We start from the raw sequence: 22,574 nt of genomic DNA, 5'->3' as shown, positions 1-22,574 counted from the left end.
CACGTGCCGCAGCACCCGAGTTGCACATGACTCCGCTTCCCGAACTGAACGTCTCCCAGGTCTTCACAGGCAAGCGCCTGCTCTTCGCCGGCGCCACCGGCTTCGTGGGCAAGGTCACCCTGAGCATGCTCCTGGCCCGCTACGGGCAGGAGCTGGACAAGCTCTACGTGCTCGTGCGCAAGGGCAGCTCCGCCTCCGCCGAGCGCCGCTTCTTCGACAAGGTCGCCACCAGCGAGCCCTTCCAGCCGCTGCGGGACGCCTACGGCGACGAGGGAGCCCTGGAGTTCATCCGCAAGAAGTGCGAGGTGCTGGACGGCGACATCACCGATCCGCTCATGGGCCTGGAGGCCGCTCAGGCCGACGAGCTCACCGGCAAGGTGGCCGCCATCGTCAACTGCGCGGGCCTGGTGTCCTTCACCCCCTCGCTGGAGGTGGGCCTCAACGTCAACACCCACGGCGCGAAGAACGTGGTGGAGCTGGCGCTGAAGTGGAAGGCGCCCCTCATCCACATGTCCACCGCCTTCGTCGCGGGCAACCGCAGCGGGCTCGTCTTCGAGGACGAGGAGGTGCTGGGCTACTTCCCCAAGAAGGACGAGCTGGACGGGCGCGACTTCAGCCTCGAGCAGGAGCTGAAGGACGCCGAGCGGATTGTCGCCCGGCTGCGCGAGCAGGCCGATGACAAGGCGCTCACCTCGCTGTTCCGCAAGAAGGCGCTGGACCGGCTGGCCGAGGAAGGCCGCGACGTCTCGGACGAGAAGACGCTGCGCCTGGCCGTGGGCCGCGAGCGCAAGCTGTGGCTCACCAGCGAGCTGGTGCGCGCCGGCATGGAGCGCGCGCTGCACTGGGGCTGGCCCAACACGTACACGTACACCAAGAGCCTGGGCGAGCAGGTGATGGCCGCCACCCCGGGCCTGCGCTACTCCATCGTCCGGCCCTCCATCGTCGAGAGCGCGCAGCACTTCCCCTTCCCCGGGTGGAACGAGGGCTTCACCACCTCCGCGCCCCTGGCCTTCGCGGGCCTCAAGGGCCAGCGCGGCATCCCCGCGGGCGAGCGCACCATCCTGGACATCATCCCCGTGGACCATGTGGCGGGAGCCACCATCGGGATTACCGCGCACGCGCTCACGGTGGAGGAGCGGCGCGTCTACCACCTGGCCTCCGGCGACGTGAACCCGTTCTACGCTACCCGCTCGGTGGAGCTGGTGGGCCTGTACCGCCGCCGCTACTACCGCCAAAAGGAGTCCGGCAACGCGCTGATGAACGCGGTGCGCTCGCGCGTGGAGCCCGTGCCCGTCACGCGCCAGGCCTTCGAGCGCTTCAGCGCCCCCGCCTTCATCAAGGGCGCCCGGCTGCTCAAGCAGGTCATCGACGAGGTGCGGCCCACCTGGGGGGCCCCCGGCGTGCAGGCCCTGCTGGACCGGGCCAAGGTGAAGCTGGACGGCGTGGAGGAGCAGGTCTCCAGCCTGGCGGGCCTGATCGAGCTGTTCCTGCCCTTCATCTGGGAGAACCGCTACGTCTTCCGCTGCGACAACACGCGCTCGGTGTACGCGCGCATGGCGCACGCGGACCGGATGAAGATCAACTGGGCTCCGGAGCACATCGACTGGCGCACGTACTGGCTGGAGACGCACCTGCCCGGCCTGGAGAAGTGGGTGTTCCCCGGCCTGGAGGAGGAGACGCAGAAGCGCACCGTCATCCCCGCGCACCGCGATCTGCTGGAGCTGTTCGAGGCCTCGGTGCACGCATGGCGGCACCGCGTGGCCTTCCGCATGTTCTCCGACGAGAAGGAGGAGCGCGTCACCTACGGCGAGGTCCACCGCTACGCGGGACGCGTGGGCAGCGCGCTGCTGCTCCACGGGGTGAAGCACGGAGACCGGGTGCTGCTCGTGTCGGAGAACCGGCCCGAGTGGGCCATCTCCTACTTCGGCATTCTCCGCGCGGGCGCCACCGTCGTCCCCGTGGATCCGGCGCTCAGCGAGGCGGAGGTGGTCAACATCGCCCGCCGCGCCGAGGCCAAGGCGTGCCTCATCTCCGAGCAGGCCATGGAGGACTTCCCGGGCCTGGTCTCCTCGCTGACCCAGGGCGAGCGCCCGACGCGCGTGCTCAGCCTGGCCGAGGCCATGTCCGGAGATCCGGCGTTCCCGGATCGCATCGGCCCGGTGCGCAAGACGGCCGCGGCGGATGACGTGGCCAGCCTCATCTTCACCTCCGGCACCACGGGCACGCCCAAGGGCGTCATGCTCACCCACCGCAACTTCGCCGCGCTGGTGGCGAAGCTGGCGGGGGCCTTCAACATCGGCGTGGGGGACGGGCTCGTGTCCGTGCTCCCGCTGCACCACACCTTCGAGTTCTCCGCCGGCTTCCTCACGCCGTTCTCGCGCGGCGCGGAGATCACCTATATCGACGAGCTGACGGCGGACCGGCTGGGCGACGTGTTCGAGACGGGCCGCGTCACCGCGATGGTGGGCGTGCCGGCGCTGTGGCAGCTGCTGCACCGGAAGATCACCCAGGAGATGGCCAGCCGCCCGCCGGTGGTGGAGCAGGCGCTCAAGGCGCTCATGGCCTCGCACGGGGAGCTGCGCAACCGCAGCTCGCTCAACCTGGGCAAGCTGCTGTTCTGGCCGGTGCACCGCAAGTTCGGCGGGAAGATCAAGTTCCTGGTGTCGGGCGGCTCGGCGCTGCCGGACGACGTGCACAAGGCCTTCCACGCGCTGGGCTTCAACATCACCGAGGGCTATGGCCTCACCGAGGCGGCGCCGGTGCTCTCCGTGGCGGAGCCCTCCAACAAGCGCCAGCCGGGCACGGTGGGCAAGGCGCTGCCGGGCATCGAGTTCCGGATTGATCAGCCGGACAACGACGGCATCGGCGAGGTGCTGGCCAAGGGCCCCAACATCATGGCCGGCTACTTCGGGGACCGCGAGGCGACCGAGGCCGTCATCAAGGAAGGCTGGCTGCACACCGGAGACCTGGGGCGGCTGGACGCCGAGGGCCGGCTCTACCTGGTGGGCCGCAAGAAGGACGTGATCATCGACGCCAACGGGAAGAACGTGTACCCGGACGAGCTCGAGGATCTCTACGGCACCCATACGCACATCAAGGAGCTGTCCATCGTCGGCCTGCCCGAGGATGGCGGGGGCGAGAAGGTCGCCTGCCTGTGCGTGCCGGACTACAAGGAGCGGCCTCGCGAGGAGGTCCGCCGCGAGTTGGAGGAGCACTTCCGCAACGTGAGCGCGGACATGCCCTTCTACCGCCGGGTGAAGCTCTTGCGCTTCTGGGACGGCGAGCTGCCGCGCACCTCCACGCGCAAGGTGAAGCGCAAGCTGGTGGTGGAGGAGCTCAAGCGCCTGGAGCGCCTGGCCTCCACGGGCGAGAAGGCTCGCGAGAAGGTGACACACCCGGGCACGGGCGGCGTGAGCGACTGGCTCTACCCGCTCATCGCCGAGGTGGTGAACCGGCCGGTAGCGGACGTGCGGCCGGACGCGCGGCTCTCGGTGGATCTGGGCTTCGACTCGCTGATGCTGACGGAGCTCTCGGTGGCGCTGGAGCAGGCCGGCGTGCCGCTGCCCGCGGTGAATGATCTGACGCAGATCCAGACGGTGGAGGACTTGCGCAAGCTGGTGGTCGCCTCCGGGCGCAGGCCGGCGGTGGAGGCTCGGGCCAAGGAGATCACCGAGGACCACAAGCGCTCCGAGGAGATGGAGATCCCCGTGCCCGAGGTGGTGGCGAACCTGGGCCGGCAGCTGCTCAGCTTCGGGCAGAAGGTGCTGTACGGCGGCATGTTCGAGGTGAAGGTGACGGGCAAGCAGTTCGTGCCGCAGAACCGGAACTTCCTGGTCATCGCCAACCACGCCAGCCACCTGGACGCGGGCCTCATCCGCACGGTGCTGGAGGAGCAGGGCCAGAAGACGGTGGCGCTGGCGGCGCGGGATTACTTCTTCGACACGCCGCTCAAGCGCGCCTACTTCGAGAACTTCACGGACCTCATCCCCATGGATCGCCACGGCAGCCTGCGCGAGTCGCTGCGGCTTGCGGGCGAGTCGCTGCGGCTGGGCTACAACCTGCTCATCTTCCCCGAGGGCACGCGCTCCACCACCGGCGAGCTGCTGGAGTTCAAGCCGACGCTGGGCTACCTGGCGCTCACCTATGAGGTGGACGTGCTGCCGCTGTACCTCAAGGGCACCTTCGAGGCGCTGCCCAAGGGCACCATGTTCCCCAAGTCCAAGGAGCTCGAAGTCCACATCGGCCCGGCGCTGCGGTACGCGGACCTGAGGACGAAGACGCAGGGCATGGCGCGCTCGGAGAGCTACCGCTACGCCACGCGGCTGGCGGAGGAGGCGGTGAAGGCGCTGCGGGCCGGCCGGGTGCTGAACCTGGATGCGGCGGCCACGACGGAGGAGCAGCGGCGCGCGCTGGGCTCCACGGGAGGACAGGACGCGTGAAGCTGCTCGTGACGGGAGGCTCCGGATTCCTGGGCACCCACCTGGTGCCGCGGCTGCTCGAGGCGGGCCACGAGGTGCGGCTGATTGGCCGGACTCGGCCCTCGGCGCCTGGGTCGGCGCGTGCGGAGTTCCTCCAGGGAGACCTGAAGAACCGCGAGACGGTGCGCCGCGCGCTGGAGGGCGTGGAGGCCGTCTACCACCTGGCGGGGCTGGTCTCGTTCCAGGACAAGGACGCGCGGCGGATGTACGAGCTGCACGTGGACGCCACGCGCGAGCTGCTGCGAGACGTGCGCGAGGCGGGGGTGAAGCGCGTCATCCTCGCGTCCAGCTCGGGGACGGTCGCCGTATCCAAGGAGGAGCGGATCGGCACCGAGGAGGACGACTACCCCATCGCCGTGGTGGGCCGGTGGCCGTACTACCTCTCGAAGATCTACGAGGAGAAGCTCACGCTGGAGTACTGCCGCAAGCACTCCATCCCGCTGGTGGTGCTCAACCCGAGCCTGCTGATGGGGCCGGGGGATGACCGGCTGTCCTCGACGTGGACGGTGGTGAAGTTCCTCAACAGGGAGATCCCCGCGATGCCCGGGGGCGGCCTGTCCTTCGTGGACGCGCGGGACGCGGCGGAGGCGTTCTTCAACGCGCTGACGCGGGGCGAGCTGTACGGCCGCCACCTGATGGGCGTGAACATGTCCCTGGCGGACTTCTTCGACCGGCTCGAGCGGCTGACGGGGGTGGCGGCGCCGCGGCTGCGCCTGCCCTCGGACGTGACCGTGCTGGCCGGGAAGCTGCTGGAGCGGTGGGCGAAGTTCCGGGGCACGAAGCCGATGCTCGATCCGCAGGAGGTAGACATCGGCGAGCACTACTTCTACCTGGACGCCTCGAAGGCGGAGCGCGAGCTGGGCTTCCGCGCGAGGGATCCGCAAGAGACGCTGCACGACACGGTCCAATACATCTACACGAAGATGCCGCCGCGGGACCTGCCCGGCATCAAGGGCCAGCTCGCGGAGAAGCGCGAGGGCACCTGAGGCCGTCTCCCGAGCGGACTCAGTGGGACAGCGGCAGCGAGAGCGTGAAGGTAGAGCCCTCCCCCCGCTGCGAGCGCACCTGCAGTGTCCCTCCGTGCAGCTGGGCCAGCGCCGACGCGATGTAGAGCCCCAGCCCGTGCCCCTGGCCCGTGCTGCCTTCCGCACGGTGGAAGCGATCGAAGATCCGCGGCAGCTCGGAGGCGTCCATGCCCTTGCCGAGATCCGTGACCGCGATGAGGGCTCGCCCGGGGGAGCGCTCCAACGTGATCTCCACCCGTGCGGAGGCCCCCCCATACTTGACGGCGTTCGACACCAGGTTGTTGAGGATCTGCCGGACCCGCTCGGCATCGGCCACGGCGATGACGGCCTCGGACGGGAGCTTCAGGACAAACTCGAAGTCTGGCCGAGTGTCCCGCCAGTACCCCACCACTCCCTGCAGGAAGGACTTGAGCTCGCACGGCTCGCGCTGGAGCTTGATGCATCCATCGGCCAGCTGCGACGCCTCGAGCACGGAGCTGACCAGCGTGGCCATCCGATCCAGCTGCTGGAGCGCCACCGCGCCCCGCCTCCGCTGCGCCTCGTTCGCGCCGCTGCCCAGGTGCCGGATCATCATCTCCAGGTTCAGCCGCGCCGAGCTCAGCGGCGTCTTGATCTCGTGCGACACCCAGCTCAGCATCTCCGCGCGCGCCAGGTTCAACCCGTTCTCGGGCGCCTGCGTCAGCGGCGCTCCCTCCCGCTGACTGTCCCTCTTGCGAGAGGAGGCGCGGAGCCCTTCCTGCACCGCGCGCTCGAACGTCTCCAGCGACACCGGCTTGGGCAGATAGGCGTTCGCCTCGTGGGCGCCTTGAGGCTGCGCCGCGCTGACCAGGATGAAGGGCGTATCCGCCAGCCGCTCGTCCCCGCGCACCGAGCGCAAGAACTCCACGCCCGTCATCCCCGGCATCATGTGATCACTGATGATCAGATCCGGCTGGTGGGCCTGGGCGAGCCCCAGCGCCTCGTCCCCGGCGTGCGCCGAGAGCACGGTGTGTCCCAGCTCCGAGAGCACGGACGAGAACACGTCCAGGAGCGCCTCTTCGTCATCTACGACCAGGACGACCTTCAAGGCAGCACAGGCTCCTCTGCCGGCGGGTGGACCGGGCGCGCCATGCCCGTCAGCAGCCCTTCGGCGGCGTTCAGGGGCTTCAGGACCCGGAGCCCCTCGTTGCGAATCTCGAACTCACGCAGGCTCGAGTCGAACTGGCTGTTGCGCAGGTTGAGGATGGACAGCACCCGGTGCAGCCGGCCGCGCAGCTCGACCTGACGCAGGAACAGCAGGTTCTCGGCGATGTTCGCCAGGGGAGACTCACTGAAGTCCAGCTCGGGCCCCACCAGCTTGGAGATCTTCCGGGTGAACAGCGAGGTGATGCCCATGGACCGCAGCCGGATCAGCAGCGCGCCAAAGAAGGCGCGAGCCCGCGCGGGGTTCTCCAGCGAGCGCTCGATCGCATCCACGTCCTCGAACACCAGGCGTTTGGCCCCGGAGCGCTCGAGCTCGGCCAGCACCATCGCGGCGATCTCGTCCGCCTCGATCTCGAAGCAAGGATCATAGCGCACGCTCAACGCCCCCGAGGAGATGAGCGGCTGGAGCTCGAGGTTGACCCGCCGCGCTCTGGAGACAAGGCTGGCCACGGGCTCCGCGGAGGAGAACACGAGCGACTTCTCTCCGCGTGCCGCCCCCGCCGCCGCGAAGTGCATCCCGAGCAGCGTCTTCCCCACCCCCGTGCTCCCGGCGATGAGCGCCGCGCTCTGCAGGGGCAGGCCCCCCTCGAACAGCCCGTCGAGCTCCGGCAGCCCGAACTGGGCGCGCCCTGGGGGCGGAACGAAGTCCACATCGGCCACGGTGACCGCCTCCGCGCGAGGCAGGATGCGGATACCGGGGGTGTCGATCCGCAGCACGTGCCGGCCGGGGAGGTGCCTCATGCCGCGAAGCTTCACCACCTCCGCGCGCCGGACTCTCCCGGAGCGGCTCTCGTCGAAGGAGAGGGAGACAATGCCGTCCACCGTGGTGGACTCGGGGAACTCGATCAGCTTGTCGAGCGGATACTCGGTGATGAAGAGGGCGGTGCAGTCCACCGTCGCCAGTCCCACCGCGAGTTCATAGAAGAACTCGCGCAGCTTCGCCTCGTCCTGCCACAGGTCTCTCACCGAGCGCAGCCCATCCACCACGAGCAGCCGCGCCTTCCGCTCCCGGACGGTGTTGATGAGGATCTCGCGCGCCTCCCGGGCGCCCTTCTTGAGCCACGAGTAGATGCTGAGGAAGAAGAGCTCCTCGCCCAACCTCTCGCGGGTGAAGAAGGAGAAGCCGGCGAGATCCTCGAGCAGCTTGGCCTGGGACTCGGAGGTGGTCGTGGCCAGCACCACGGGGGTGCGCTGAGCCGCATGGTGGAAGGCGATCTGGCTGGCCAGCACCGTCTTCCCCGTGCCGGGCTGCCCGGTGATCAGCACGGATTGACGGACAGGCAAGCCCCCGCCGAGGAGGGCATCAAAGCCAGGCACACCAGTGGAGAGAACTTTTCTGGAGGAACTCACGCATGCCTTTCGGTTTCAACGAAGTGCCTTTACCGAACATCTGTCCTCGGATGAGAGGGCCGCTACCCTGCCGGAAAAAATTCCAGCCTTGGGCATATTCACCAGATAACAACTCTTGCCCACCTTCCCGGCATGAACATGGGAGCAGGACGCCTCGACTCCCCGTACGCCCGCGGCGAGCCCCCTGCTCGCCGTCATGGCATGGTAGGCCCACCCCGTGAGCACCCCCTTCGCCCAGCTTGGCCTCTCGCCCGAAGCCCTCGAGGCCCTGCGCCGCGCGCGCTTCACCCAACCCACTCCCATCCAGGCCCGGACCATTCCTCCGGCGCTGGCGGGCAAGGATGTCATCGGCTGTGCCGCCACCGGCACGGGCAAGACGGCCGCGTACGTGCTGCCCCTGGTGGAGCGCTTCGCCGGGAGGCAGGGCACCCTCGGGCTGGTGCTCGCGCCCACACGCGAGCTGGTGCAGCAGATCTCCGAGCCCGTGCGCTTCTTCTCCGAGCCTCGCGGCCTCACACACGCCGTGGTCATCGGCGGCGAGGACATGGCGGCCCAGGTGGAGGCGCTGAAGCAGCGGCCCTCCTTCGTGCTCGCCACGCCGGGGCGGCTGGTGGACCTGATGGAGGCGGGGGCCGCCGCGTTCCCTCACCTGGAGAGCCTGGTGCTCGATGAGGCGGACCGGATGCTCGACATGGGCTTCCTGCCTCAGATCGAGCGCATCCTCGCCGCCCTGCCTCGCCGCCGGCAGACGCTGCTGTTCTCCGCGACGCTGGGCCCCGATGTGAGCCGGTTTGCCCGCGAGCGGCTGCGCGCCCCGGTGCGCGTGGAGGTGACTCGCAGCGGCACTCCCGCCGAGCGCGCCGAGCAACGCCTCTACCGGGTGAAGCCCGAGGAGAAGTCCCCGCTGCTGCTCGCGCTGCTGGCGCGCGATGAGGCCACGGCGCTCGTCTTCACTCGCACGAAGGAGCGCGCGGACAAGGTGCATCAACTCCTGCAACGGGCCGGCTATCGGTGCGCGGTGCTCCATGCCGATCGCACGCAGAACCAGCGCAAGCAGGCCATGGAGGGCTTCCGCGAGGGCACCTACCGCTGCCTCGTGGCCACCGACATCGCGGCCCGCGGGCTGGATGTGGAGGACGTGGGGCACGTCATCAACTACGATCTGCCCCACGCGCCCGAGGACTACGTGCACCGCATCGGCCGCACCGCGCGCGCCCAGGCCAGCGGCGTGGCGTCCACCTTCGTCACCTCCAAGGACGAGCAGATGCTCGCCCACATCGAGCGCATCATGCGCGCGAAGATTCCAAAGGCTCCCATGCCCCGCGAGGACGCGATCTTCCAGCAGGAATGGGAGCGGGTGCTCGCCGCGCAGCGGGATCCCGGCCCTCGGCAGAAGGACCACGGGGTGCCAAAGCGCGAGCCAGGGCAGCAGCCCGGGCGTCACGCGAGGACGCACAAGCGGCGCCCGCCCGGAGGCTCTGGCAGTCCAGGCTGAGCCCGGTCTGACAGCCAGACAGGTTCTGGCTATCGTGCACCCCGCGGGCGACGCTCCGGAGTCATCGGGAGCCGCCGACTCCTCTCGGTCCAGGTGCTCCATGCCGCGCCATCCTTCCTACGCTCCGTCCATCGCCAGCATGTCGGGCTCGGTGTACAGCGCGCTCACGGCGAAGCTCGAGCACATGGGCGGTGAGGTGTACCCGCTCTACGTGGGCGACACGTGGCTGGAGCCGCCCGAAGGCTGCCGCATGGAGGATCTCCGGGAGGCCGAGCACCCAGGGCTGCACCGCTACAGTCCGGTGCAGGGCCATCCCGCGCTGCTGGACACGATCGTCGAGCACGTCCGGGCCCACGTGGGCATGCCCACCGAGCGCTCCCAGGTGCTCGTCACCACCGGCGCCACGGGCGGGCTCGGCGCCATGGTGGGCGCACTGCTGAAGCCCGGCGAGGAGGTGCTGCTCCTGGCGCCCTACTGGCCGCTCATCGCCGGCATCGTCCAGGCCTTTCACGGAGTCCCGGTGGCCGTGCCGTTCCTCGGGCTGGGCAGCGCCGAGGAACTGGTGGAGGCCGTGCGAGCGCGGCTCACCGAGCGCACGGTGGCGCTGTACCTCAACACCCCGAACAACCCCACGGGCCAGGTGCTGCCCCGCGCCTGGGTGGAGGCCCTGGCCGAGCTGGCCCGGCGCGAGCACCTGTGGCTGCTCACGGACGAGGTGTACGAGCACTACGTCTACTCGGGCGAGCACGTCTACGCGCGAGCGCTGGCGCCCGAGCGCACGCTGTCCACCTGGAGCTTCAGCAAGGCCTACGGAATGGCCGGCAACCGCTGCGGCTGGGTGGTGGGCCCCACCGAGGCCGTGGCGCAAATGCGCAAGGTGAGCACGCACTCCTTCTACAGCGCGCCCACCGCCGCGCAGCTCGCGGGGATGAGGGCGCTCCAGGGCCCCGGGCTGAAGTGGGCCGCCCAGGCAGCCCAACAGTACGAGGACGTGGGACGCAAGGTGGCCGCCCGGCTGGGAGTGCCTCCACCGCAGGGCAGCACCTTCCTCTTCGTGGACGTGTCCCAGCACCTGGACGAGCGCGGGCTGCAGGGCTTCCTGGAGCGCTGCGTGGAGCACCGCCTGCTCGTGGCGCCGGGACCGATGTTCGGGCCCTTCCCCCACCACGTACGGCTTTGCTTCACCGGCTCGCCGCCAGCGGTGGTGCTCCGAGGGGCGGACGTGCTCGCGCGGTTGATGGGGCGCTGAGGCCCGGCGCTCCCGCCTCTACTTCAGCGTCTGGAGCAGCTGCTCCTTCGCATCCACCGTGAGCCCGGCGTGCCCGTCCGCGACGCGGGAGAAGCCCACCTCACGCAGCTTGCGCAGGGACTCGCGGCCCTCCTCGGTGTCCTCCGAGAAGAAGGACGGCGAGGTCGTCAGGCCCTTGTGGCTGTGCACCAGCGCGTCTCCGGTGAAGAGCACGTCCCTCCACAGGTACGCGGCGCTGCCCGGGGTGTGCCCCGGCAAGGTGATGACGCGGATCTTCTCCCCATCCACGTCCAGCTCCTGCCCGTCCTTCACCTCCTCGAGCTTCGAGGGCAGCGGGGGCCTCTTCATGGAGCGCGTGAGCCGGCCGGCCAGGCTCTTCTCGGGATACTCCCCGCGGATCAACGCCGCCTCGCCCGGCCCCGCCAGCACTCGCGCGTGGGGGAACAGGTGCGCGGCGGCCCAGTGGTCCATGTGCCCATGGGTTAAAAGCACGGTGTGCACCTGCTCGGGCTTCACGCCCCGCGCCGCCAGCACCTCCAGCAGGTCCTTGCCCTGGGGATCGGCTCCCGCATCCACGAGCGCGGCGCCGTGCGGCGTCTGCAGCACCCAGGCATACGCGTACCCGTTGCAGAGCACCCCCGTCAGCCCCTGGCCCGCGTCGATGCGAGCCCCGCCCCGCTCAGGCAGCTGAGGCCACAGCCACGCGGCGCCCAGCAGCCCCAGTCCCAAGAGGATGAACAGGGCGCGCGCCAGCCGCGATGGCGAGTCCTTGGCCACCGCCTACCCGACCACCCGGTTCCGTCCCGACTTCTTGGCCTTGTACAGGTTGGCGTCCGCCACCTTGATGAACTGGGTGGGCTCGGTCATGTCGTGCTCCATCTCCGCCACGCCGATGGAGACGGTGACGGGGATCTCCTTGTCCTCGAAGATGAACGTCTTCTCCTCGATCATCTTCCGGATCTTCTCCGCGAACAGGCGCGCCTTGTCCGGCCCGTCCTCGGGCATCACCAGCGCGAACTCCTCGCCGCCGTAGCGCGCGAAGCACTGCTCGCGCCGCACCAGCCGCTTGATGGACTGGGCCAGCTCGCGCAGCACGTAGTCCCCCGCCAGGTGCCCGTGCACGTCGTTGATCTTCTTGAAGTGGTCGATGTCGAACATCATCAACGACAGCGCCCGGTGGTAGCGGTGCGAGCGCCCCATCTCCCGCTCCAGGTACTCCAGGAAGAAGCGCTTGTTGTTGATGCCGGTGAGGCCATCCGCGATCGTCAGCGTGTAGATGGTCTCGTGGTACTGCGTCTCGATGTTGGCCCCGTCCAGGAACTTGAAGATGGAGCCGCCCACCTTGACCAGATCCCCGCTGCGCAGGGGCTGCGCGCCCAGCACCTCCTGATCATTCAGGAAGGTGCCGTTCGTGGACTTCAGGTCCTCCACGAACATGCGATCGTGACTGCCAAAGATGCGCGCATGGCGGCGCGATACGTTGTCCAGGTCCACGACGATCTGGTTGTTCTCGTCCCGGCCGATCGTGTACTCCCTGTCGTCCAGCACGTACTTCTTGCCCAGCTCGGGGCCGTGGATCTGAACGAGGCAGCAATCCCGGTTGACCGCGCTGGGAGCCTTGACCGTGGTGATCTTGGTGACCCGAGTCTCGTCGGAAGCCATCGAAAACGAGGAATACCACGCTCGCCCGGTGGAAGCCATGTAGGCAGGGGGTAACCCACCCAGGGAGTAGGCGGGAGCTTCCCTGGGAGTCGGGGTCAAGACCTACACCCCCGGCGCCCAGGGCTTACGCCGGGAGCGGAAATGGGCCCGGGCGTTGGCCAGCCGCCAAGGGAGAGCCCGGCGCGGTTGGGCACTCAACGAACGCAGCGGGAGCGGCGAGGGCGCCCTTGTCGGAGGAAAGCGCGCGGCTAACGTCCGGCGCCTATGGCAAAGCTGCTGGCGATGATTCTGGCAGGTGGTGCAGGGACCCGGCTCGAGCCGCTCACGCGCGAGCGCGCGAAGCCGGCGGTCCCCTTCGGGGGCCGGTACCGCATCATCGATTTCGTGCTCTCCAACTTCGCGAACTCCGGTGTGTACCGGATGAAGGTGCTCACGCAGTACAAGAGCGACTCGCTCAACAACCACCTGTCGCGCGCCTGGAGGATGACGGCCTTCCTGGGCCACTACGTGGAGTCGGTGCCGGCGCAGATGCGCACCGGCCTGGACTGGTACAAGGGCAGCGCGGACGCCATCTACCAGAACCTCAACATCATCACGGACGAGGAGCCGGACTACACCTTCGTCTTCGGCGCGGATCACGTGTACCGGATGGACGTGCGGCTGATGCTGGACTTCCACCTGGCCAAGAAGGCCGCGTGCACGGTGGCGGCGATCCCCGTGCCCATCGAGGAGGGCAAGGAGTTCGGCATCATCGACGTGGGGCCCAACGGGGAGATGCGCGAGTTCCTGGAGAAGCCCAAGAACCCGCCGCCCATGCCGGGCAACCCGAAGATGTGCCTGGCGTCCATGGGCAACTACATCTTCTCCACGGACACGCTGGTGCAGGAGGTGGTGCGGGACGCGGCGGACGAGGGCAGCGCGCACGACTTCGGCAAGTCCATCATCAGCCAGCTCTACAAGCGCGCGCCGGTGTTCGTGTACGACTTCGCGCAGAACCGGGTGCCCGGCCAGGAGGAGAAAGAGCACGGCTACTGGCGGGACGTGGGGAACATCGACGTGTACTACCAGTCCAACATGGATCTGGCGGAGGTGGACCCCATCTTCAACCTCTACAACGACAAGTGGCCCATCTACACCGCGCCCCACAACCTGCCGCCGGCCAAGTTCGTCTTCGCGGACAAGGCCAACAAGCGCGTGGGCAACGCCACCGACTCGCTGGTGGCCGAGGGCTGCATCATCTCCGGCGGCTCGGTGAACCGCTCCATCCTCTCGCCGAAGGTGCGCGTGCACTCGTACTCGGAGGTGGAGGACTGCATCCTCTTCGAGAACGTCTCCATTGGCCGGCGCTGCCGGATCAAGCGCGCCATCATCGACAAGAACGTGGAGATCCCCCCGGGGATGACGATTGGCTACGATCTCGAGGAGGACAAGCGGCGGTTCCACGTCACCTCCGGCGGCGTGGTGGTGATTCCCAAGGGCATGAAGGTCTCCTGAGGCCGCGGTGGCACGAGGCCTGAGCCTGCGCCCAGCGGCCGTGGAGGACCGGCACGCGCTGTGGCGGATCCACTCCCGCTCCGTGGCGGCGCTCTGCAAGGGCGCCTACTCCTCCCGCGAGGTGAGGACGTGGGTGGAGCTGCTGCGCGAGGACGGGTACCTGCGGCCGGAGCAGGCTCGCACGGTGCTGGTGGCCGAGCGCGGGCGGCACCTGGTGGGCTTCGGGCAGCTCGACACGTTCCTGGGAGAGCTGGAGGCCCTGTACGTGGTGCCCGAGGAGGTGGGCCACGGCGTGGGCTCGGCGCTGCTGGCCTCGCTGGAGGAGCTGGCGTGGCGGGCCGGGGCGCAGGTGATGAGCCTGGATGCCAGCCTCAACGCGGAGGCCTTCTACCGGGTCCGGGGCTATGTGCGGCTCCACGCGGCCAAGCGCGTGCTCACCCCGGAGGTGCAGCTGGCCTGCGTGAGGATGCGCAAGCAGCGGCCAGTGCTGCCGCGGCGGCTTGGCGGAGAGCGCCGGAGCGAGGCCTCGAGTTCACCTCGCCCCGAGCCCTGAGCCACGGCCCGGTGGGTGCCGGACCGGGCTCCGAGTCATGGCCCGCTATGACGGCCGGAAGCCGGCCTTCACCTCGGGCTTGTTGAGCACGATCAGCGACCAGATGCCGACCGGAATACCGATGCAGCAGCACGAGCCGATGCAGGGGATCACCGCGATGATGGAGGCGGCCATCGCCAGCCCGTAGCTCTCCAGGTTCTTCATCTTCAGCCCGCCAAAGACCGTCACACCGCCGAGAACGAGCTCGATGATGTTGACGAAGATGCCGCCCTTGGTCATGCCGGCGAGCATGGACCTGGCCCCCTCGGGAATCTGCGGGTTGGCCAGCACCTGCTCCATCTGCGCGGCATTGGTGCCCATGAGGTTCTGGACCACCCCCCACAGCGCGGCCGCGACGGTGATGCCACCCACCACCATCAACAGGATGGCGGGCGTGCTCACCATGTTCCGGGCATTGCTGCCCCCTGCCCCCGCTTCGGGGTTACCGAAATTGTTGGTCATCTTCCCCTCCCTGAATCCGCTTCGATGCGGTTCCGTGACGGGCCTGGGCCCGTACGGGGGAGATTCCACATGGCGAGCGCCATGTTCGCCAGTGAATTAACGCGGACCGGCTCATTCCCTGCTCCCTCCGGCGGCGCTCAGGCCTTGAACGTGAGCAGCGGGGCCAGCCGCGCCACCTCGCGGACGAGCCCGGCCTCCACCTGGGAGGCCACCACCGGTCCGATGGGCTTGTACGCGGCGGGGGCCTCCTCGATGCGGCGCTCCTCGCGCAGGGTGATGCAGTCCACGCCGGTGAGCCCCAGCGCCTCGTCGCGCCGGTCCGCCCCGCCCCGCGCCATGGAGAAGCGCGAGCGCGCCCGCCCCGCCCCGTGGGAGGCCGAGGCCAGCGACGCCGTGTCTCCACACCCCACCATCAGATAGGACAGCGCGCCCATGGAGCCGGGGATGATGACGGGTTGGTCCGCCTCGGCGGGGCAGGCCCCCTTGCGCGCCAGCCAGCCGCCCTCCCACGGCAGGGTGATGTTGTGGGGCACGTCGTAGACGAGCGGGGCCTCCACCTCGCCGAACAGCTCGCGCAAGGTGTGCCGGAGCAGCTCCGCCAGCAGCAGCCGGTTGAGGAACGCGTAGTTGGAGGCGGTGGCCTCGGCCCGGAGGTACTCCGCGACGAGCGCCGGATCCGCCAGCGGGAGGATGCCGCTCTCCGGGAAGGGCTCTCCCGCGGGCCAGGCCTCGCGCGCACGAGCCTGCCAGGCCATGCCCACGTGCTTGCCCACGTCCCGAGAGCCGGAGTGGATCATGAACGCGAGCTGTCCCTCGCGCACGCCCCACTGCCAGGCCCGCGTCCGGTCCACCACGGACTCCACGCGCTGCACCTCGACGAAGTGGTTGCCGCCGCCGATGGTGGCCAGCCCCGCGTCTCGCACGACGCCGGGCTTGATCAGCCCCGAGGGAGCCCAGCGCGGGTCCCCCTCCAGCGCCCCGCCCAGGTGGATGCGGGTGGACTCGCGATCGAGCTGCGTCAGGTCCGCCTTCGCGGCGCAGCCCAGCGGCCGGTCCAGGGTCTCCAGGAGCCAGCCGGGGATGCCGTCGCGCATGAGCGCCTCGGCGGCCCGAGAGGACATGGCCACGTCTCGCGTGCCGAAGAAGTAGTGGCCCTTCATGCGCTCCACGAAGGCATCGCGGCGGGAGAGGAACTGCTCCACGCCCAGGTCGGCCACGTGCAGGCGCATGCCGCAGTTGATGTCGGTGCCCACCGCGGCGGGCACCACCATGCCGCGCGTGTGCAGCACCGAGCCGATGGCCACCCCGGAGTCACCCGGGTGGAAGTCGGGGGTGGCGCGCACGCGCAGCACAGCGCCACCGCTGGGGTGCTTCAGGGAGGCGAGGTGGGCGAGCTGCCGGAAGGCCTTGCCCTCCACGGGCAGGTCCGGCGGGAGGAGGACCTCGGCGGGCGGCGCGTTGGCGTCACCCTGGAGGCGGACGGTGTAGAGGCGACCGTCATAGGTCACCTCGAGCCCCTCGCGGGCAAGCGCCCGCAGGAGCCGATTCAGTTTCGGCTGCATGACCCAACTCGGAGCTACCTCGCGCCCGGAAGAGCACGAGGGGACGTGGACGAATGAGGGAGACCTCGGGTCAGCAGCCGCGGTCGCGGGACGGCGCGAGGCCATCCTTCGGGCGCCCCGGACGCGAGGCTCCGAGCCCCCCTGACAGCTCACCCTGAGGCCAGAGCGTTCCCGGAGCCGCCTGCCTGGCCTGCTACCGGACGTCCGCTGCTGGATTCGCGCCACGGCAGCCATTCAAGGGTAGAAAGGCACCGAGCCCACCGTGGCCACTGGACCCCCGGGTAAGTCCATTGCACGATGTGGGAGGAACTTCCCATGGCGACCAAGCAGAGGGGATCTCTCCCCCCGGTGCTCTCCACCGAGGAGACTCGAGTCAAGCCTCCCGAGGAGGACGAGGAGGAGTTGCCTTCCGAGCCTCCCTCGTGGGATCCGCAGCGCGACTCGACGCAGTTGCTCCCCAACTCCACCTCGCGTCCCACCTGGAACGAGGGGGACGAGGCCACACCGCCCGTTCCGCGGAAGATTGATCCGATCCCCCTGGAGGATCCCGAGCTCCAGGGGCCGGACGAGGCCACGCGCCCCATTCCTCGCAAGGGCGGAGCGCGCCCCGCCACGCAGGAGCCGGACGACTCGACGCGGCAGATCCCCCGGAAGACGGGGACTCGCCCGGCCCTTCAGGAGCCGGATGACTCGACGCGGCAGATTCCTCGGAAGACGGGGACTCGCCCGGCCCTTCAGGAGCCGGACGACGCAACGCGCAACATCCCTCGCAAGACGGGGACTCGGCCCGCACTGCAGGAGCCGGGCGATTCGACGCGCCCCATCCCTCGCAAGGCTGGGTCCGTGCCCCCGGCGGCGCGCGAGGCTCCCCGGCAAGAGACTCCCCTGCCCTGGGATGCGGGGGGGAATGACGCGTCCGCGCTCCCCACGCGGGCCCAGTCCCTGCCACCGATTGTCATGGGGTCCGAGCAGGCCCTGGTGTCGCCTCCGCACGGCCCGCCGGTGCTGGTCCCTGTGAACACCGAGCCCCACTACATCCGCCAGGCGCCCAGCGTTCCGGTCATCCCCCAGCCCAACTACGCCCCGCCGCCGGCCTCGGCGCCGATGCTGACTTCGCCCAACTACGTCCCACCGCCGCCTCCCGTCCTGAGTCCGGTCGTGACGGCGCCCCACCTCATCTCCTCCCTGTCTCCGCCTCCGAGCGAGCCCCTGCCGGGAGAGGAGCCGCTGCGGACGACGTTCTCGAACAAGGCGGCGATGGTCGCGGACCTCGTCAAGTCGACGTTCGCGCGGCGGAGCTACGGGACGGCGCCCTACCGGCTGCGCATCGACGAGCCGGATGGCCCCAGCACCGCCGGAGGCCTCCACGCCCGGCAGCCCATCTCGCTCGTGTCGAACCTGGAGTCGGTGCCCGCGATCGTCTGCGGCTGGGTGGATGTCGCCAAGAAGGAGTCCCAGCTCCGCAGCTACGGCGTGGTCGCGAGGCGGCACAAGAGCCGCTACACCCACGAGCTCGACATCAACGAGGCGGAGTACGAGCAGTTCCTCAACGAGCTGGTGGAGACCCTGTTCTACGGTGGCATCAAGATCGTCGTGCAGGTGCCCGATGATCCGGAGCCCACGCAGGCCCAGGGGACGCAGGCTCAAGGCGCGCAGGCCCAGCCCCAGCGCTCGGGAGGCTCGTGCCTGAGCACGCTGTTCCTCCTGGCGCTGACGTTCGCCCTGGGCATCGGCGTGGGCATGAACACGGAGCGCCTGGCGCCTCTGATCCAGCAAGTGAAGGCGCTCATCCCCCAGCACTGAACCATGGCCTCGCGGTGCGCTCGACTCTTGTGGCTGGCGGCCTGCATGCTCGTGGCGGGCTGCCGGCATCCGTTCACGCCGGTGACGCGGCCCGAGGACGCCCTGCACGAGCTGTCCCAACCGCTGGAGCTCCGGGATGATGGAGAGCCCGCGGCGCTGCGAGCGGCGATCGCGGAGAGCCTTGTCTGGCTCAACACCCGGCCCGGGGATCAGCGCTTCATCTTCGGCAAGCGCGAGGTGACCGCCGCCGAGCTGCGCGCCGCGCTCGAGCACCTGCAGTCACGCCTCACCGACGGCCTCACTCCGGCGGAGCTGTCGGCGCGAGTGCTCGAGGACTTCGAGCCTCTGGAGGCGGCCGGCGGCGAGGATGGCCTGGTGCTCTTCACGGGCTACTACGAGCCCGCCATCGAGGCGAGCCTCACCCGGACCGAGGAGTACTCCACGCCCATCTATGGCGCCCCGAAGGACTTGATCGAGGTACCGCTCGAACCGTTCGGTGACCGCTTCAAGTCGGAGAAGGTCTTCGGACGGCTCGATGGACGGAAGCTGGTGCCCTACTGGAGCCGTTCCGAGATCCGCGGCGGCAAGCTGTCCAGCCAGGGCCTGGAGCTCGCGTGGGCGAAGGATCCGGTGGCGCTCTTCTTCGTCGAGGTGCAAGGCAGCGGCACGCTGCGCCTGCCGGATGGGACCGAGCGGCGCATCGGCTACGCGGGCTCGAACGGGCGGCCGTATCGCAGCATCGGCTCGCTGCTCATCCAGGAGGGCATCATCCCCCGCGAGGCCATGTCCATGCAGGCACTGCGCGCGTGGTTGGCAGCGAACGGGCCACAGTGTGATCGCGTGCTGGACTACAACGAGTCCTACGTGTTCTTCCGCTACCTGGAAGGCAGCGCGGTGGGCTCGCTGGGGAGGCCGGTGACGCCGGGCCGATCGATCGCCACGGACTCGAAGCTGTTCCCGCGCGGCGCGCTGGCCTTCCTCCAGACCGAGCGGCCCGTGGCGCTGCCGGACGGCACGGTGCAGTGGCAGCCGCTGTCCCGGTTCGTGCTCAACCAGGACACGGGCGGCGCCATCAAGGGCGCGGGCCACGTGGACGTCTTCTGGGGACGAGGCCCCGAGGCGGAGCTGGCCGCCGGGCTGATGAAGCAGAAGGGCCGGCTGGTGTTCCTCGTCCCGCGCCGGACCGCGGCTCAGTAGACGCGGTAGTTCGTGTACTCGGCCTGGGCGTCCTCGGCGACGACTCCCGTCTGGCACCCCGTGAGCCCCACGCTCCGGGACTGCTTCTGCACGCCGTCCACGTACACGGTGAAGGTGGAGCCGCTGCGAACCACCTTCAGGGTGTGCGTGCTGGTGAAGGTGAGCCCGCTCAGCGCCGTGTTCTGCCAGCCCAGGTCCACGCCTCCGCCCACGGCGTGGGTGGCCAGGAGCGAGTTCTTCGGATCCAGCCACACTGTCATGTAGTTGGACCCGTTCTGGAAGCACCCGTAGATGCCGTACTTCGGGAACGCCGTGGTGCCTTGCGCGAGCAACCGAGCGCCGGACTCCACGGTGTAGTTGCCCGTGGTGGGCGCGGCCTTCTTCCAGAGGCTCTTCCAGCCCGCGCCGAACTGCCAGGCGACGAGCTCGCCAGGGCCGCGGATCTCATACATCCCGTTCTCGGACCAGTCGTAGGCGGGGTCTCCCCAACCCTGGACCGAGTCCATCGTCACGTTGGTGTAGTCGGCCTGCGTGTCCTCCGTCACCAGCCCCATCATCCCGAACACGTTGTCCAGCGCCCGCGTCTGCTGGAGCGCGCCGTCGAGATAGAACTTGTAGTTGCCGCTCCAGCTCCGTTCGATGCGCAGGTTGTGGGCCACCGTCCACGAGAACCCCACCGGGAGCGTCGAGTTCTGCCAGCCCTTGGCCGTGCCGCCGATCACCGCGTAGGTGGCGAGCACCCCGAACTTCTTGTCCAGGAACGCAGCCACGTAGTTGTTCTGATCCTTGTACGTGCCATAGATGCCGAACTTGGGCGTGGTGGAGCTGGTGCCCGTGGCGATCCACCGCACATCCGCCGAGGCGGCCACGGTCTCGAGGTTCGGGTTGCCGCGGAAGAGGTTGGCCCAGCCCGTGCCCAGCGTGTTGCTGGTGGCGGCCGTGGGGCTGCTGATGGTCCACGAGCCGGAGCGGCCCACGCCCTCGAACGAGCTGCCCCAGCCGTTGCCGTCGACCACGTTGGCGGAAGCGGGCGCCCCACCCTCTCCCGAGGGCTTCGGCTGCGCGATCGACACCGAGCGGGCCACGCCCAGGTTCAGCGAGCCGGCGCTGTCCACGTAGAACTTCTGGGCGCGCACGCTGCGGTCTCCCCACCCATCCGTGCTCAGGCGCTTGGCGTGGTAGGCGATCCAGCTCTCCGTGCCGTCCGCCGACTTGGTGAAGGTCGGGTGCCCCACGCCGTACACGTCCCCGTTCTGCCGGAGCACCGGCCCGGTCTTCATCCAGGACTTGGGGTTGAGCAGGTTGCCATCCGTGTTCGTCAGCAGCCCGAGGTTGTAGTCGCGCGTCCAGCTCCCGCTCGCCGAGAAGATGATGCCGTACTTGCCTCCGAGCCGGAGGGGCTGGGGCCCCTCGTTGAGCGTCATCCCCCGGCCCTCCCAGGCGAACGTGGGCTGAGAGATCAGCACGCGATCTCCGCTGATCGTGTACGGGTTGCTCATGGCGGCGATGTAGAGGTTCTGCTGCCCGTCCGTGTCTCCCGGCCAGCCGGACCACACGAAGTACAGCGAGCCGTCGTCCTTCTGGATCACCGCGCCGTCGATGGCCCACTTGTCCGTGGTGGGCCGGAGCTGTCCCTTGAAGGTGTACGCGCCCTGCGGATCCAACGTGGTGGACTCGAGCACGTACATGCGGTGGTTCGCGTTGTTGCTGTCCGCGGCCGCGAAGTAGATGTACCAGTGGCCGTTGATCAGCTGCAGCTCCGGCGCCCAGACCTGCTGGCTGTAGAGCCCCGTGGCCGGCGCCGTCCACACCTTCACCGCTGGCGCGCTCCCCACCCCCGTCAACGTGGCGGACTTGCGCACGTTGATGCCCAGATCTCCCGCGCTGGACGCGTAGTAGTAGGACCCGTTGTAGAGGACGATCGACGGATCCGCCGACGTCTCGGGCACGATGGGATTGGTGAACGTCTGGGCGCTCGCGGCCGTGGCCGTGAACAGCGCCGCCGCAAGCAGCAGCCCTCGGACACTCTCCCCGCGCTCACGGCGAATGCTCGCTCCTGCGCTCATGAAGTTCGCCCTCCCAGGTTCCACTCAGGAATTCCAGTTTTGCCGGGATAGCAAACTTCACCCGGAATGTCACTCCGGGCGCACGAGCTGCGTGAGGATGTCCTTCCAGTACGTGTAGAGGGAGAAGTGCCCGCCACCCGGGAGGAAGTGCGGCACGGTCCGAGGAATGCGCGCGGCCAGGTAGCGCCCCATCTGCGGCGGGACGATGGTGTCTCCCTCCCAGTACCAGAGGTGCACCTCGGGGCGGATCTCCTCCAGCCGGAAGCCCCACGGAGAGACCAGGATATGGGCCTCGCGCCGCATGCCGCTGACGCCCTGGCGCGTGGCCTCGAGCCTCCAGCCCTGCACCTGGGCGGCGATGGCCGGATCCGACAGGGTGGCGCGGTCATCGGCCGAGCAGTGCGCCATCAGCCCCGCCAGAGCGCGCCTCGGGTTGCCGCGCACCGAGCGATCATGCAGGGCCATGACGGGATGCAGCAGCCACTCGGGCCAGGCGGCCAGCGTGTACGCATTGCGGTAGTCGCGGTTGACGCCCTGCATGGCCCCGGGCCGATCGAACGGCGCGGCGCCGGAGACGATGGCCGCGCGGGTGATCCGCTCACCGAGCCGCCATGCGCACGCCGCGACGTAGGGGCCTCCCGCGGACACGCCGAGCAGGGCAAAGCATCCCAGCCCGAGCATGTTCGCGAGCTGCTCGAGGTCCGAGGCGCTATCCACCAGCGTGCGGTTCGGCTGGTAGTCGGACAGCCCGTAGCCGGGCCGATCCGGAGTGATGAGCCGCACGCCCAGGCGATACGTCAGGCTGTCGTCCGGGTGGCGCATGTAGCGCGAGCCCGGATTGCCGTGGAGGAACACCACCGGCACGCCCGAGGGGTCTCCGGACTCGGCGAACGCGAGCCGCCTCCCATCCTTGAGGCGGATCGAGCCTTCGCGCAGCGGCGCCATCGAATTACGCAT

At 69.2% G+C, this 22,574-nt stretch carries 16 protein-coding genes; 8 read left to right on the top strand and 8 right to left on the bottom strand.

All coding sequences use genetic code 11. From position 1 onward, the window contains the following. The first annotated feature begins 26 nt into the window (after positions 1 to 26). Both ACJ8AT_RS14935 and ACJ8AT_RS14930 read left to right on the top strand, forming a co-directional pair. Complete coding sequence (locus ACJ8AT_RS14935; RefSeq protein WP_407738395.1) at positions 27 to 4,439, top strand: AMP-binding protein; 4,413 nt, start codon at positions 27 to 29, stop codon at positions 4,437 to 4,439. Next, positions 4,436 to 5,464 (top strand): NAD-dependent epimerase/dehydratase family protein, encoded by a 1,029-nt coding sequence (locus ACJ8AT_RS14930; RefSeq protein ID WP_407738394.1) that lies wholly within the window; start codon positions 4,436 to 4,438, stop codon positions 5,462 to 5,464. Before ACJ8AT_RS14935 ends, ACJ8AT_RS14930 begins: the two co-directional genes overlap by 4 nt. A gap of 19 nt (positions 5,465 to 5,483) precedes the next feature. Here the strand turns inward: ACJ8AT_RS14930 and ACJ8AT_RS14925 are convergent, their stop codons facing one another. Both ACJ8AT_RS14925 and ACJ8AT_RS14920 read right to left on the bottom strand, forming a co-directional pair. Beyond that, positions 5,484 to 6,569 carry an ATP-binding protein gene (locus ACJ8AT_RS14925; protein ID WP_407738393.1) on the bottom strand — a complete coding sequence of 362 codons (1,086 nt, stop codon included), beginning with the start codon at positions 6,567 to 6,569 and terminating at the stop codon, positions 5,484 to 5,486. Then, the gene (locus ACJ8AT_RS14920) at positions 6,566 to 8,002 is read right to left on the bottom strand and encodes an RAD55 family ATPase (RefSeq protein ID WP_407738392.1); all 1,437 of its coding nucleotides are present in this window, start codon (positions 8,000 to 8,002) and stop codon (positions 6,566 to 6,568) included. The genes ACJ8AT_RS14925 and ACJ8AT_RS14920 overlap by 4 nt, the downstream gene beginning before the upstream one ends. Positions 8,003 to 8,252: 250 nt before the next feature. Here ACJ8AT_RS14920 and ACJ8AT_RS14915 point away from each other — a divergent pair, with 250 nt between their 5' ends. After that, a complete protein-coding gene (locus tag ACJ8AT_RS14915; RefSeq protein WP_407738391.1) occupies positions 8,253 to 9,530 on the top strand; it encodes a DEAD/DEAH box helicase in 1,278 nt (425 codons plus the stop codon). Positions 9,531 to 9,669: 139 nt separating this feature from the next. Continuing rightward, a complete protein-coding gene (locus tag ACJ8AT_RS14910) occupies positions 9,670 to 10,779 on the top strand; it encodes a pyridoxal phosphate-dependent aminotransferase (RefSeq protein ID WP_407738390.1) in 1,110 nt (369 codons plus the stop codon). A gap of 18 nt (positions 10,780 to 10,797) precedes the next feature. Here ACJ8AT_RS14910 and ACJ8AT_RS14905 read toward each other — a convergent pair whose 3' ends face one another. Together ACJ8AT_RS14905 and ACJ8AT_RS14900 are read right to left on the bottom strand one after the other, a co-directional pair. After that, positions 10,798 to 11,556 carry an MBL fold metallo-hydrolase gene (locus ACJ8AT_RS14905; RefSeq protein WP_407738389.1) on the bottom strand — a complete coding sequence of 253 codons (759 nt, stop codon included), beginning with the start codon at positions 11,554 to 11,556 and terminating at the stop codon, positions 10,798 to 10,800. Between the two features lie 3 nt (positions 11,557 to 11,559). Further along, positions 11,560 to 12,441 carry a diguanylate cyclase gene (locus tag ACJ8AT_RS14900; protein ID WP_407738388.1) on the bottom strand — a complete coding sequence of 294 codons (882 nt, stop codon included), beginning with the start codon at positions 12,439 to 12,441 and terminating at the stop codon, positions 11,560 to 11,562. Positions 12,442 to 12,705: 264 nt separating this feature from the next. On the opposite strand from ACJ8AT_RS14900, the gene glgC reads away from it, so the two are divergent. Together glgC and ACJ8AT_RS14890 are read left to right on the top strand one after the other, a co-directional pair. Continuing rightward, positions 12,706 to 13,935: a glucose-1-phosphate adenylyltransferase gene (gene glgC / locus ACJ8AT_RS14895; RefSeq protein WP_407738387.1), complete on the top strand. Its 1,230-nt coding sequence runs from the start codon at positions 12,706 to 12,708 to the stop codon at positions 13,933 to 13,935. A 7-nt stretch (positions 13,936 to 13,942) separates the two neighbouring features. Then, positions 13,943 to 14,488 carry a GNAT family N-acetyltransferase gene (locus ACJ8AT_RS14890; protein WP_407738386.1) on the top strand — a complete coding sequence of 182 codons (546 nt, stop codon included), beginning with the start codon at positions 13,943 to 13,945 and terminating at the stop codon, positions 14,486 to 14,488. Positions 14,489 to 14,533: 45 nt separating this feature from the next. On the opposite strand, the gene ACJ8AT_RS14885 is transcribed toward ACJ8AT_RS14890, so the two are convergent. Further along, complete coding sequence (locus ACJ8AT_RS14885) at positions 14,534 to 14,989, bottom strand: hypothetical protein (protein WP_407738385.1); 456 nt, start codon at positions 14,987 to 14,989, stop codon at positions 14,534 to 14,536. Between the two features lie 137 nt (positions 14,990 to 15,126). Then, positions 15,127 to 16,551 (bottom strand): RtcB family protein, encoded by a 1,425-nt coding sequence (locus tag ACJ8AT_RS14880; protein WP_407738384.1) that lies wholly within the window; start codon positions 16,549 to 16,551, stop codon positions 15,127 to 15,129. 315 nt (positions 16,552 to 16,866) lie between these two features. Here ACJ8AT_RS14880 and ACJ8AT_RS14875 point away from each other — a divergent pair, with 315 nt between their 5' ends. Both ACJ8AT_RS14875 and ACJ8AT_RS14870 read left to right on the top strand, forming a co-directional pair. Continuing rightward, complete coding sequence (locus ACJ8AT_RS14875) at positions 16,867 to 18,354, top strand: hypothetical protein (protein ID WP_407738383.1); 1,488 nt, start codon at positions 16,867 to 16,869, stop codon at positions 18,352 to 18,354. Between the two features lie 3 nt (positions 18,355 to 18,357). Continuing rightward, positions 18,358 to 19,551, top strand: a complete 1,194-nt coding sequence (locus ACJ8AT_RS14870; RefSeq protein WP_407738382.1) for a murein transglycosylase A — start codon at positions 18,358 to 18,360, stop codon at positions 19,549 to 19,551. Here the strand turns inward: ACJ8AT_RS14870 and ACJ8AT_RS14865 are convergent. Together ACJ8AT_RS14865 and ACJ8AT_RS14860 are read right to left on the bottom strand one after the other, a co-directional pair. Then, the gene (locus ACJ8AT_RS14865) at positions 19,545 to 21,617 is read right to left on the bottom strand and encodes a family 43 glycosylhydrolase (protein WP_407738381.1); all 2,073 of its coding nucleotides are present in this window, start codon (positions 21,615 to 21,617) and stop codon (positions 19,545 to 19,547) included. The genes ACJ8AT_RS14870 and ACJ8AT_RS14865 overlap by 7 nt on opposite strands. Before the next feature lie 69 nt (positions 21,618 to 21,686). Then, a complete protein-coding gene (locus tag ACJ8AT_RS14860; RefSeq protein ID WP_407738380.1) occupies positions 21,687 to 22,574 on the bottom strand; it encodes an alpha/beta fold hydrolase in 888 nt (295 codons plus the stop codon).

The sequence above is a fragment of the Hyalangium sp. genome, from assembly GCF_045802625.1.
GTDB lineage: Bacteria > Myxococcota > Myxococcia > Myxococcales > Myxococcaceae > Hyalangium.
Note: the sequence above shows the minus strand (reverse complement) of the source record. Positions and strands in the feature narration are given on the sequence as shown.